This window comes from Geminocystis sp. NIES-3709 (genome assembly GCF_001548115.1).
GTDB lineage: Bacteria > Cyanobacteriota > Cyanobacteriia > Cyanobacteriales > Cyanobacteriaceae > Geminocystis.
The window spans coordinates 1,720,841-1,734,164 of the sequence record NZ_AP014821.1; the positions used below are offsets into that span (position 1 = coordinate 1,720,841).

Genomic DNA, 13,324 nt, shown 5'->3' on the forward strand with positions numbered 1-13,324 from the left:
ATTATCTCTCATGAAAAGATATTTGTTGAAAAAAATAAATAATCTTAATATTTTCTTAAACTTATATTCTTACTAACGGTACTTTGAAAAATTTTGGTGCAAAAATAGCTTCAAATACAGTCAGAGTAAGGGATTTAGGTAAACGCCATAAAAACGGCTGAAACTCTTGGTATAAAAGGAAAAGTTATCGTGCGCTCTGCGTGCCTTTGGCATCGATGTAAAATTTTTGATTTATAAGGATTTGAGACTTATAGTTTAATATTTTTAGTTTAAGTACCGCTAAAGCACTTTTTCAGCAACTCCTAAATTATGTGTAAAATTAAGAAAATCTAATTGGAAAAATCTAACAGTCATGAGTAAAAGAGCATTATTGTTAATTAACCGTCATTCTCGAAAAGGAGAAAAGTCTTTACCGTTAGCCGTAGAATATTTTTATGCCCATGATATGGAATTGATTATTAAACCAGTTAAACATCCCGATGAATTAGGGATGGTGGTGAGAGAATATCAGAATCAGATAGATTTCGTAATTGTAGGAGGAGGCGATGGTACTCTTAATGCTGTAGTAGATAGTTTAGTTGAGACTAATTTACCATTAGGTATCTTACCATTAGGCACTGCAAATGATTTAGCCCGTACTCTAAATCTACCTCTAACCATGAAAGAGGCTTGTGATGTTATCGGAAAAGGAAAAACTAAGTCCATCGATTTAGGATGGGTTAATGGTAAATATTTTTTTAATGTTGCTAGTATGGGGTTAAGTGTCGATATTACGGAAAAACTGTCGAGAGGGGTAAAACGTCGATGGGGAATTTTAGCCTACGGCATCACTGCGTTACAAGTTATTGGCTCTACTCGTCCTTTTCGGGCTACTATTAAGGTTGATGGTCAATGTTTTCCCATTAAAACTATTCAAATTGCGATCGGTAATGGTAGATATTACGGTGGTGGTATGGCGATCGCCAACGATGCAGCTATTGACGATCAAAGACTTGATTTATATAGTATCGAATTAGAACACTGGTGGCAGATTTTTCCTTTAATTTGGCATTTACCTAAAGGAGAACATCATCAGTTAAACTGGGTAAGAAGTATTGAAGGCAAATTGATCGAAGTTTATACTCACGACTCTTATAATATTAATACTGACGGTGAAATAACTACTATCACTCCAGCTAAATTTAAAGTTATTCCCCATGCCTTAAAGGTTTTTGTGTTATAAATTCAGTAGATAAAAAATTTCTTGATGAAATGTGGTATTGAACAAGGATTTCGATATTAGTTTTTACATTAATATTTCTATCATGTTCTTACAAGAATTAAGGAAAAAATGATGATAAAAGTAGATTTTCCTAATTTCTAATTTCCAATTCCTAACTCCGAATCTCTAATTACTTAACGGCATATAAATCTTCTACATAACCTAAGGCAAAACGCCATGAATTAGGTATATCTTTGTTAGAAAAACCCATAAAAACGATTAAAGCTATTATTGCGAAAATGGCAGTTACCGCAAATAAAAATCGATAACCTAAGTCTAATAATAAACTACCTAATACTGGCCCACCTAATGCAACTCCCACATCAAAACCACTGACACAAATTGCAAAAACTTTTCCTCTTTCTGTGGCACTGCACCTATCGGAAATTAAAGCTAAAATAATTGGCACTAACATTCCTGCTCCAGTTCCTTCCAATAAAGCAGATAATAGTAAAATATTGCTATTATGGGCAAATGTCAGTAAACTCATGGAAAAGATATAGCACACTATACTGATACTAATAAAAATTCCCCTACCATATCGATCGGATGCTTGTCCTGAAATAAACCGAACTACAAAAGATGCGATCGCGGCTACTGTATAAAAATAACCCACATTGAAATCAAGACCAATATATCGTAAATAAAGAGGTAAAAATGTTACTAATGTACCGAATAAAGAACCAATAAGTAAAAGAATAAGACTAGGTACTAGAAAAGAAGCATTTGATATTATTTGTTTAAAAGTTCTATCTTTTTGTTTATCTCGTTTAAGACGAATAGAATCTCTTTTATGGTTTTGAGAAAAATCAAACTCTCGAATTTGAGTAGCTAAAATAAAAGCTAAAACACCACAACTAGCAGACACAGAAAATAGTATTCCGTAGTTAGTATATTCTTGTAAGAAACCTCCCACAGCAGGGCCAAAAGCCATACCAATCGGTACAGCTAAACTCATATAACCGATTAATTCCCCTCGTTGTTTTTGTGGAGACAAATCTACCACTAAAGCACTATAACCAGTAGTAAAAGCCGCAATACTAACCCCATGAAAAGCACGAATTACCATCAACTCAGGTAAAGAATTTAAGAGAAAATAGCCAATGGGTGCGAAAGTTGCCACTAAAGTACCAATAATTATCACGACTTTTCGACTAGGATAATCAACTAATTTACCGATAAATCGACGAAAAAAGCGAACAGAAAAATTGATGATTGCCGAATTTATATTTACACCTCTGATTAACTGACTTAATCCCTCATCTGCTAATTTTCCCAACCAAACTCTTGATAATAATAAACCAATAGCAAAACACCCCATCACATAACCCACTTGTTTTGCCGTAGCGCCAATGTCTTGAATATAAGCTGGTAAAGTGGGTAATAAACAGGTTATGCTTGTCCAGAAAAATAATGCACAGAAAAATAAGATTAATAGATTGATTAATTTGCTTTTTTCCAAACTTTGAAAGGTTTTCAGAAAATTCACGATGATGAAGACGATTCCATTGTTACAAAACTTTATATTCTATTGTAGAAATTAAAAAACAGTTTTAACAAATTAAAAGAAAATTAACCCAACAAAATTTTTAGGATAATCTAAGGATTTATCTCAAACAAGTAAATAATTCCAACACTTTTTCCCATGCGTCTTTTGCCGATTCTTTGTGATAACTTGATCTTCGATCGCAAAAAAAGCCATGATCTGCATTAGAATAACGAAATATTTGATGAGGAATATTATACTTTTGTAACTCTGTTTCAATAAGATCAATATCTTCTTGGGGGATACTAAGATCTTTTTCTCCAAAGAAACCATAAATTTTGCCTTTTATATCTTTTGTCCGAGTAATTGTGGAATTTTTGTCATTAGGACACCAACTAGGAATTCCAGCCCCATAAAATGAGGCTACCGCTTTGATGTCAGGCAAAGTTGCTGTTAAATATGTTACATGACCACCAAAACAAAACCCAATACTGCCGACACCTGTTTTCTTGACATTAGGTAATTGATATAAGTAATCGATCGTAGCTTGTATATCACTTAATAATTCATCAGCTTTCGTCTGATTTTTATAAACTCTACCAATTTCTATATCTTCAGAACTATATCCTACCGCAAAATTCGGTGCTTGACGTTGATAAATAGCCGGTGCGATCGCAATATAACCTTCTTTAGCAATGCGACAAGTAACATCTTTAATATGATCATTGACTCCAAAGATTTCTTGGATAACGATCACCGCAGGTATGATTTCTGTAGTTTCTGGTTCAGCTAAAAACCCTTGAATCAATAAATCTCCACTAATATTAACAGTAGAAGTAGTAACATTCATAAAAAAGGTATTAGGTGTTAGGTGGTAGATATTATAGCGTTTCTCATGGTTACGGGGTACAAAAATAAAATTCAAGTTTCCCTAATTAAAGGATTTGAGCGTACCTCATAAGGGTAGAAATTGCTATAGGTTAAATTAAAACTCTTAATTTATAACAAACAATTGTATTTTTTTAATACTTAAAACTAGATAAACTAAGGTTTATATCGATTACTTTCTAGTAATTTATAATAACTACTGTAGAATAGGTATTATTATACGAGAGAAAATAACAATAAACTATATTAATTTAACGATTTCGAGATTAAAATTGATTTAATTTTAAAATTCGATCGATGTTTAATAATAAAAGGACAAATAAAATTAAAGAGAAATAATTGTCCTTAAATTTTTCTTGGCATAGTATGTTACAATTTTAATACTATTTGGGAGATTATTCATCCCATTTTTCTACTACAAGTAAATCACTTACAGGATCTTGCATAGAAAATCCAAAAGCCAATAACTCTGACTTTAAAAAAGACCATTCATTACCAAATAATAACGCTACTTTACCGATGCTATCATTAGGTTGAATAATCTGTGAATTGACAAGAGAGGATACTTTTTGTTGCAACTTCACCATAGGGTGAATGACTTGCTTTGTAGGCATAAAGTTTTTTACTTTTACTAAAACTATAATATATGGTTGAAAGAATAGCATTATTATCCTGCACCCATAAAACGAGAAAGCATTAAACTATCTACAGGTTCTGAGAAAATCTCGTTTAGGAGGGATTTTTTGCCAATAGAATTATGAGCAACGGTGAATAGAAAGTTATTGCTAAACTCTAATATACATCATAATAGCATATTTTGTTAAAATTTGATCTGCACCTTCCGTCAATTATCAATTTTTCAAAAAAATGTCTTTTTCTCCCAATTCTCAACAAATTAAAACTCTTTTTAATCAAATTGCACCAGTTTATGATCAAATGAATGATGGATTGAGTTTTGGTATTCATCATATTTGGAAGGCAATGACAGTAAAATGGAGTAATCCTCCTTCTTCGGGAGTGGCATTAGATCTTTGTTGTGGTACTGGTGATCTAACTTTTTTAATGGCAAAACAGATGATAAAGGGTAAAGTTATTGGAGTCGATTTTTCCTCTCAATTGTTAGCAGAAGCTAAGATAAAACAAGCTCATAGATCCTTATCCAGTGAGATTGAATGGTTAGAAGAGGATGTATTGAATTTGCCTTTTGATGATAATTATGTTGATTGTGCAACGATGGGTTATGGTTTAAGAAACGTAGTTAATATACCTGCGTGTTTGCGAGAAATTAGACGAGTATTGAAACCTTTGGGAAAAGTGGCTATTTTAGATTTTCATAAACCGGAGGCGGATTGGGTAGCTAGTAGTCAAAAATGGTATTTAGATAATGTTGTAGTAAGATTAGCGGATTTTTTGGGGATAGAAGCGGAATATGCTTATATTTATCCGAGTTTAGAGCGTTTTCCTGATGGTAAAACTCAAATTAATTTAGCTTTAGATGCTGGGTTTCAGGAGGCGGTACATTACCCTTTATTTGGTGGTATAATGGGAGTTCTGGTATTAACTAAATAGTAGTTTAAAAAGTAAAAAAAGAGAAGATGAAAAGAAAATTAACGGTTAATAATCTTCTCCATATTTTGCTTCGTGAGTTTTGCATTTTTGCTTACTGAAATCTAACTGCTGATAGCTGATAGCTGAATTTGTTCATTGTTCATTGTCATTGTTAAGAATGCCTTTAGAATTTAGTAATTGGTGGCAAATTATTCTCCCTCCTGTAACGGGTTCAATTATAGGATATTTTACAAATGATTTAGCTATTAATATGCTATTTCGCCCCTATAAACCTTTATATTTTTTTCAGAAACAATTACCTTTTACACCCGGATTAATTCCTCGTAATCAGGAAAGGTTAGCTCAAAAAGTTTCTGATACTATTATGAATTCTTTGCTGACTCCAGAAGAATTACAAAAATTAGCTAAAAGATTATTACAAACTGAAAGAGTAAAAGGGGCTATTTTATGGTTATTACAGTTAGCTTTAAAGCAGATAAAAGAAGATAAAAAACAAAAAAGTGCAAAAATTTTAGCTGATATTTTAAGAGATTTAATAGGAGATTCTTTACCGAAATTATTAAAAGTTTTGGCGAGAAAAGATGACTTTTTACAAAATCAAATAGATCAAATTTTTGACCGAATTTTATTAGAGTTTAAATTAACTGAACTTCAGGCTAGACAATTATCTGACTGGCTATTACAAGTTATTTTTGCCCCAGATTTGTTACGTCAGGCTTTAATTAATTTTTTAACCGATCGAAATATTAGTGTAATTGATGAGGGTTTTCGAGAAAAAACCAGTGGTACTTATTGGGTTGTGGCTAATTTATTTGGTGTAAAAAATGCCTTAAGTCGATTGCGCACTTTTTGCTTAGATGAACAAGAAATGGCTAATACAAGAATAAAAGAGTTACTTTTATCTTTGGAAATTAGAAATAGATTAAAAGAGTTTTTTCTTAGTTTTTCTTTACAAAATTTACCTGTAGCAACGGTTAAACAATTACGACAAACTACCAATAAAGCTGTCAGAGATTATCTACAGGAAAAAGGAGCAATTTTTTTACATGAATTTAGTACTTCGATCGATTGGGATAAAGTGTCAGTATTAATTATAAATCGTTTACAGGCTTCTATGGTAGTTAATAGTTCTTTAGGTTTAATTAGTGAAGAATTAGCTTTAATTTTAGAACGTTATTTAGAGGAAGATTTAGAGAAAATTGTAGCAGAAGCCATCCCTATTTTATCCATTGATCAAGTAATTATTGAGAGAATAAAAGCAACTTCTCCAGAGAATTTGGAAGAAGCAACTCAAAGTATTGTAAAGAGTGAATTACAAGCGATTGTTAATTTAGGTGGAATTTTAGGTTTTATTATTGGTGTTATACAAAGTTTGTTATTATTTCTCCGTTAAGCTAAATAATAGAAACTGATTTTATTTTGAATTTTTGGAGAAGTCTAATGGTTCAAATTTCCTAAATATTTGCATAGATAAGGAGAAAAAACTTCATAGATAAGAGTTAAAGGCTTTCCTGAATGCCAAAATAGATAATGTCTTCCCCAAAAAGGCCCTTTTTCTCCAAAACCTTCTTCTAAACTTTTAGATTCTCCATAATAAATTCCTTGAATATCTCGATATAGTTCTGTATGTAGTCGAGATAAACTTTCCCAAATGGGCAAACTACGATTTTGTAAATATTCGTCAACATGACTAGCTTCCCACCAAGAAGTAGCATAGGCTAACTTTTGTCCACTAGCCGTTTTTAACCATACTTGTCTTCTGAGTCTGGGGTTAGGTACTTTTTCTATATCTTTAGGTGCATTATCTAAATTATTACCTATCAAAGACATATCAATTACATCTACTTCAATCGTCTCACTGGTAAGTAATCTTAAATGTCTTGTCGGTGAACCATCTCCTAATAGAAGTATTTGCCATGCAGGAGTTAATTGACTATGAGGTAAGCCGATTTTGACTAATTCTTCCCCTCCTTGCCAAATAGGGTTTAGTTTTTGCCATGAATTAATCGTAATTTGCGATCGTGTTATCATTTTTCTTTATACTTTACAAAACTTAATATTTATCATAACAATGTGAAAGTTATTTTGTTATTTGTATTATGATAAATGACTTTTAATTATGTAGCTCGATCGAATTGCTTTTATAGATTTTCATTAACAAAACGAGGTAAATCAGATAAATTATTGATAAAACCAGCATTTAAAGGTTATTGATTTTCAAATTTTATTGTCAGAATCTAAAAATATGTGTAAACTTTCGATCGCCAATTATTTACTGTATTCTAGTTTCTCTGAGCTAAAAAAGAGTTAAAATGTTTTAGTACAATAGAAATATTACCTCAATAGTAGTGAAAATAGTTTGTTCTCAAGTAGATCTTAAAAATAATTTATCATTAGTTAGTCGTGCCGTTCCCTCTCGTCCTACCCATCCCATTTTAGGTAATATCTTGTTAGTAGCGGATGAAGACAAAAACAGAATTACTCTCACTGGGTTTGATTTAAGTTTAGGAATGCGTACCAGTTTTGCCTCGGAAGTAGAAGAAGGGGGTATGATTACTTTACCTTCTAAGTTATTAAATGATATTATTGCTCGTTTACCAGAAGGGGAGATTACTTTATCTTATGATGAGGATGAATTAGATGAAAATCCTCTAGTTGCGATCGACTCTTTATCTGGTAAATTTCAATTAAGAGGAGTAAAGGGAGACGAGTTTCCTGAGTTGCCGATAGTCGAGAAAGAGGAAGCCTTTTTCTTACCCATTACTGCGTTGATTGAGGGGTTAAAAGGTTCTTTATTTTCTGCTAGTAGTGACGAAACCAAGCAAATATTAACAGGGGTTCATCTTACCAGAGAGTTAGACAGTTTGGAATTTGCGGCCACGGATGGCCACCGTTTAGCTGTTGTTAAAACCACTGCTGAAAAACAAGAAGATGAAACCGAGGAAACTGATTCACCTTTAACGGAAGAACAGAATTTTAATATTACTATACCTGCTAGAGCATTAAGGGAGTTAGAGAAGATTATTTCTGGTGAGAAAGACAATGAATCTGTTGCTTTGTATGTAGATCAAGGACAAGTTGTTTTTGAGTTGGGGGATCAACATCTTACTAGCAGAAAGTTGGAGGGTGCTTACCCTAATTATGGTCAATTAATTCCTAAAAGTTTTGAAAGAACAATGATTGTCGATCGAAAACAAGTAATTGATAGTTTAGAGAGGGTTTCGGTTTTTGCAGATCAAAAAAATAATATGGTTAAGTTTAATTTAGATCATAATAGTAATGAACTAACTTTATCGGTGGAGGCTAAAGAGTTAGGCAATGCAAAAGCATCTTTGTCGGCAGAAATAACGGGAGAAGGCTTTGATATTGGTTTTAATATTCGCTATTTAATGGATGGGTTAAAAGCATTATCAGCTAACGATATTAAGTTTCAGTTGAATGGGGCAACTCAACCAGTGATTATCACTCCTCTTAGTGGTTTACAAATGACTTATTTAATTATGCCTGTTCAAATACGGGAATAATAGACCTCTTGCAAAACTAAAATAAACAATATATTTTTGACAATTCGGAGTATGTAAGGAGTGAATGCCTCCGAAAAAACCAATTCACTCACTAATAGTATAATAAATATTTATATATTACTGATAAAAGTGCCTATTAACTAAAACTCAATTAATTTATTACAAATTTTCTTCATAAACCATAATTTTTCTTTTTTACTTAGGCTTCTTTTTGCTTTATTTCATAATTATAAATCCCAGCAATTAAGTTAAATCTTAATCCAAATCTTTTTCTTCTATTTCGATACCTTTGTGATAATATTTTAAATATTTTTAGCTTTCGATTAACATGTTCTATTACTGATAATTCCAAGAACCTTGAAAAGCTATACAATTGCTGAAATCCCCAAAAAATCCTGCTGAAAATGCTCTTTGATTACATCTGTTAGTCGAGTTGATGATTGAATTTTTCTCATTATTTGCGTTAATGATAAACGACGAAAATTTGCCATAAACTGTATTGATAATAACATTAAATACATTATTATCTTAATTAATAATCCTGTATAAATTCCTTGTTTCCTTAATTTCATCTCGGCAATTTTTAGCACCGATTTTAAAATTTTCCAAAACTGTTCAATAATATTGTGTGCAGTCCATGTCCGCCATATTTCCGCTCCTCTCAATGATATACTACTTAAATCTATCAACAAATAACAATTACTATTACTTTTTTGAAAAAACAATAAATTGAGAGTTCCAAAAGTTGGATTTGATAATTTTTGTCTCACACAAGGTACATCAATTCCCCATTGATTTTCTTGATAATCTACTCTTTTTTGACCTTCACTTCCTTTGCCTTTAAAGTTCTCTCCTTCAAATACATAACTGCCTTTTCCAGCCATAATAATTTTGGTGAATCCTAGTTCAGATAATTGCTCTTTTAATTCTTTTGATGCATACCAAGAATCCAGAGTAATTGGATATTTAGTAATATCTATATTTTCTTTGAGACATTCTTCTTTAATTTGTCTTAACATCCCAACTAATATACTCGGTTTATTTGTATTTTTTCTTCCTTGTTTAGAACAAAATATTAATCCAATTGGTATTGCTTTTCCCTTAATTGTTAATATTATTCCTAATATATTTTGTCCATTTACCACTTTTTTCCAACGTCCACTATACCAATTCCATGTACAACGTAATCTCTTTCCTACTCTGTCAATAACACTATCATCTACCGCAAGTGTTATATTTGCTCTTGATTGAGTAACAATACTTTTTTGTTCGATGATTTGCAACTGTTCCACTGCAACATTAATCATCATTAATTTTAAAACTTTTCGGAGTTTATATAATGTCCAAGAAGAAATTTCTGTATAGATTTTTTGGTGACTAACACCAAGCAAATCTGCTAATTGTTTGGGATTAAAACAGCCATAAGCATGACTAATTGCTAAAATCATAATTGCTTCAAATGCTTCAATTTTATGAGAGCGAAATAATTTACTAAATTTGACAAAGAAAAGCTGAATTATGTTAGCCAGATGAAATCTCATGGTTAATTAAAAATATTTAGAGCATTTTCATTTAAGCATATGTCTTGATTCTTAACACTTTCAGCTTTTCAGTCATTTCCAGAATTGTCAGTATTACTATTCTTTCTCTATTTATCCTTTTTTGTTCTTTACTCCCTAAAATATTGTAATGTAACCATAACCTGTTCTTCTACCGTTAGTTTTAGTTTTCTTCCCAGTTTTTTATTTTTGACTATTTTTACAAGTAATTGATAAGTTTTTTTGGTGACACCAAATCTTCTTTTAAAGTTTTTGGGTAACAATTTTTCCACTCTTTTTATTTTCATAAGCTAATCTTATGTTTTCTTTGGGTACGACGGCTTATAATAACAAATTATGACCCTCTATTTTTATTTCAACTTAATTTTGCAAGAAATCTAGTAACTGATAAAAGTTATGAATAATTTATTTTCTCTTGGTTATATAAAATTTTCCTGAGCTAGAAGGGTAAAATAGTGCCATCCCAAGAGAAAAATTTACCAGTATCTTTAATAGTTAAATTATTGATTACAGATAATAGTTGTTGAGTACAAAGATTAAGAGAAAAAAGTTTTTCTGTAGGAACATTTTTTTGAAAAGGTGCAGATAATTGAGTATCTGTAGTTCCGGGATGTAATGCGACAACGATCGTATTTTTACTGACTCTACTATATTCGATCGAAATGTTTTTAAGCAACATATTTAAAGAGGCTTTGGAGAGACGATAACCATACCATCCTCCTAAATAATTGTCTTCAATACTGCCAACTTTAGCGGAAATAACGGCAAAAACACTGATTTGTGAATGTTTAAACAAGGGTAATAAATGTTTTGCCCAAATACCTGTGGGAATAGTATTTACTTGAAAATATCGTAATAAGTTATCACTACTAAGATGTTTAAGGCTTTTTTCTGGTTGTAATTCTTTTTCATGAAGAATCCCGACACAATTAATTACTAAATGTAACTCTTGTACTCTCGATCGAATTTCTCTAATGGCTTCTTCGATTTGACTTTCAACGGTGACATCTACCTTAAGGGGAATTATTTTATTCGAGGATAAATTTTCTAATGAAGATTGAAAATAGCGATAAGTAGCAAAAATATATTTAACATCAGGTTGTTTAATTAACTGACGTACAAAACCATTTCCAATACCTCCAGTTGCACCAATAATCAAAACATTTTTGTTTTTAATCATCTTAATTTGTATTTTGAGTATTATAAACTGACATTCTGCATATTTTTATCACTTATAAAAAACTATAATTATGTTATCTAATTTTGGGATGACACTTTCTGATTTATGCAACAAAGCTTTTTGGAATTGTAAAAAAGAATTTTGATCCTTTTCCTAGATCTGATTCTACCCAGATTTTACCACCGTGACGAGTAACAATTTTTTGACATAAAGCTAAACCAATACCAGTGCCTTTGTATTTATCTTGGGTGTGTAGTCTCTGAAAGACGACAAAAATTCTCTCTTGAAACTCTGGTGAAATACCAATGCCATTATCTTCGACACAGAATAACCATTGATCAATTAAAGATTGTACCGTTAAATTGATTGTTAGTGGTCGATCGCTATGAAACTTCAGAGAATTACTGATTAAGTTCTGCCATAGTTGAGTCAGTTGAAATTTATCTCCCATTATTATAGGTAATTGTTTATAGGTAATCTCTGCATTTGTTTCTTTAATAGATATTTGTAAAATTTCTAAAATATCTTGAATAATTTCATTACAGTTTACTAGAGAAAATTCCTGTCCTCTAGTTTGAATTCTTGATAAAGATAAGAGATCTTTTATTAACTGTTTCATTCGATTAGAAGCAGACATTATCAAATCTAAATATAGTTGTCCTTCTTCATCTATTTGATGATAATATTCTTCTTTTAAAAGTTCAGAAAAACTGCTAATAGTTCTTAATGGTTCTTGTAAATCATGGGAAGCGACGTAAGCAAATTGTTCTAATTCTTCATTCGATCGTTGTAATTCTTTATTCCAAGTTTTTAGCTCTTTTTGCATTCCATAAGTTTCGATCGCTTTGACAAATGTTTCATTAATTAATCTTGTAAAAATCAAATCAACTCTATCCCATTTTTTAGGCTTTTTAATAGAAATAAACATTAAAAATCCTATAAAGGAATCCCCATAAATCAAAGGATATGCTAAAAGAGATTTAATATTATTTTGTAGAATATAAGATTCTTTTAAGAAATTATATTTTTTATCATTTTCCAAGTTATTGATATAAACTACATTAAAATCTTTTAAAATATCTATTAAAAACAATAATTCATTGTTACAATTAATTTTTTTTGTATTTTCACCATAAAAATACTGATCTTGACCAAGTTTAGTAGTAGATAATCCTTTAAGAAATAAATAACTTTGATCAATGGCTAATACTTCAGTTATTTTTTTTAAAGAAATATTAAATTTATCTTCGATCTCATTAGTAGAAACTTTAATAAACAAACTAGAAATATAAGTAATTAATTGCTCTAATTTTATTTTATATTTAAGTCGTTCATTAATTTTTTTTATTTGTAAAGTTCTTTTTTCTACTATTTCCTCTAATTCTTGATTTAAAGTTTTTAACTGTAATTCTATTACCTGCTTTTCTTGAATACGAGTTTCTAAATCTTGATTAAGAATACTTAATTTTTCTGGTGTTGGTAACGCTAAAGCCATAGGAATAATGGGAAATAACTCAAAAGCCGTCAAAACTGACACTAACGCTGTCAATCCTTTAATTAATCCAGATAACCAGTAAAGGGGATACCAAATCGTTATTATTCCCATAACATGAGTTAAACCACAAAATAGAATAAAACAGCTAAATAGTAAAAATATATAAGTGAAGGGAATATCATTTCTTTGACGCACAAAATAAATTAACATAAAAGGTATCGAAAAATAGGCTATCCCTATAAACATATCTGAAAGTAAATGTAGCCAGACGAGAGAAGACTGCCATAAATAACAATGTCCATGAGGGATATAATAGTTAGAGGAAAAAATACTAATAGTGGAGAATAACATTTATTTCTCAA

The 13,324-nt window shown here is 30.9% G+C and carries 12 protein-coding genes and 1 pseudogene; 4 read left to right on the forward strand and 9 right to left on the reverse strand.

Features of this window, described 5'->3' with window-relative positions; translation table 11 throughout:
* The first annotated feature begins 352 nt into the window (after window positions 1-352).
* Window positions 353-1,222 (forward strand): lipid kinase, encoded by an 870-nt coding sequence (locus tag GM3709_RS07405; protein ID WP_066117912.1) that lies wholly within the window; start codon window positions 353-355, stop codon window positions 1,220-1,222.
* A 169-nt stretch (window positions 1,223-1,391) separates the two neighbouring features.
* Here the strand turns inward: GM3709_RS07405 and GM3709_RS07410 are convergent, their stop codons facing one another.
* The 3 genes from GM3709_RS07410 to GM3709_RS07420 form a co-directional block, all read right to left on the reverse strand.
* Window positions 1,392-2,765: an MFS transporter gene (locus GM3709_RS07410; RefSeq protein ID WP_197671889.1), complete on the reverse strand. Its 1,374-nt coding sequence runs from the start codon at window positions 2,763-2,765 to the stop codon at window positions 1,392-1,394.
* Between the two features lie 103 nt (window positions 2,766-2,868).
* Window positions 2,869-3,597, reverse strand: a complete 729-nt coding sequence (locus tag GM3709_RS07415; RefSeq protein WP_066117916.1) for a dienelactone hydrolase family protein — start codon at window positions 3,595-3,597, stop codon at window positions 2,869-2,871.
* Window positions 3,598-4,030: 433 nt separating this feature from the next.
* A complete protein-coding gene (locus GM3709_RS07420; RefSeq protein ID WP_066117918.1) occupies window positions 4,031-4,249 on the reverse strand; it encodes a DUF4327 family protein in 219 nt (72 codons plus the stop codon).
* A 253-nt stretch (window positions 4,250-4,502) separates the two neighbouring features.
* Here GM3709_RS07420 and ubiE point away from each other — a divergent pair, with 253 nt between their 5' ends.
* Both ubiE and GM3709_RS07430 read left to right on the forward strand, forming a co-directional pair.
* Entirely contained in the window at window positions 4,503-5,204 is a 702-nt protein-coding gene (gene ubiE, locus GM3709_RS07425; RefSeq protein ID WP_066117919.1) for a bifunctional demethylmenaquinone methyltransferase/2-methoxy-6-polyprenyl-1,4-benzoquinol methylase UbiE, read from the forward strand.
* 157 nt (window positions 5,205-5,361) lie between these two features.
* A complete protein-coding gene (locus tag GM3709_RS07430; RefSeq protein ID WP_144439420.1) occupies window positions 5,362-6,597 on the forward strand; it encodes a DUF445 domain-containing protein in 1,236 nt (411 codons plus the stop codon).
* A gap of 44 nt (window positions 6,598-6,641) precedes the next feature.
* Here the strand turns inward: GM3709_RS07430 and GM3709_RS07435 are convergent, their stop codons facing one another.
* A complete protein-coding gene (locus GM3709_RS07435; RefSeq protein ID WP_066117923.1) occupies window positions 6,642-7,235 on the reverse strand; it encodes a chorismate lyase in 594 nt (197 codons plus the stop codon).
* A 317-nt stretch (window positions 7,236-7,552) separates the two neighbouring features.
* On the opposite strand from GM3709_RS07435, the gene dnaN reads away from it, so the two are divergent.
* Window positions 7,553-8,728, forward strand: coding sequence for a DNA polymerase III subunit beta (gene dnaN, locus GM3709_RS07440; protein ID WP_066117925.1), 1,176 nt, complete (start codon window positions 7,553-7,555; stop codon window positions 8,726-8,728).
* A 199-nt stretch (window positions 8,729-8,927) separates the two neighbouring features.
* Here the strand turns inward: dnaN and GM3709_RS20095 are convergent.
* The 5 genes and pseudogenes from GM3709_RS20095 to GM3709_RS07455 form a co-directional block, all read right to left on the reverse strand.
* Window positions 8,928-9,065 (reverse strand): annotated as a pseudogene (locus GM3709_RS20095) (IS5/IS1182 family transposase); the annotation flags it as partial.
* A gap of 28 nt (window positions 9,066-9,093) precedes the next feature.
* A complete protein-coding gene (locus tag GM3709_RS21350; RefSeq protein WP_066117927.1) occupies window positions 9,094-10,269 on the reverse strand; it encodes a hypothetical protein in 1,176 nt (391 codons plus the stop codon).
* A gap of 128 nt (window positions 10,270-10,397) precedes the next feature.
* A complete protein-coding gene (locus GM3709_RS20430; RefSeq protein ID WP_158506707.1) occupies window positions 10,398-10,574 on the reverse strand; it encodes a hypothetical protein in 177 nt (58 codons plus the stop codon).
* Window positions 10,575-10,726: 152 nt separating this feature from the next.
* Window positions 10,727-11,467: an SDR family NAD(P)-dependent oxidoreductase gene (locus GM3709_RS07450; RefSeq protein WP_066117929.1), complete on the reverse strand. Its 741-nt coding sequence runs from the start codon at window positions 11,465-11,467 to the stop codon at window positions 10,727-10,729.
* Window positions 11,468-11,570: 103 nt separating this feature from the next.
* Window positions 11,571-13,313 (reverse strand): ATP-binding protein, encoded by a 1,743-nt coding sequence (locus GM3709_RS07455; RefSeq protein WP_066117931.1) that lies wholly within the window; start codon window positions 13,311-13,313, stop codon window positions 11,571-11,573.
* Window positions 13,314-13,324 lie beyond the last annotated feature (11 nt).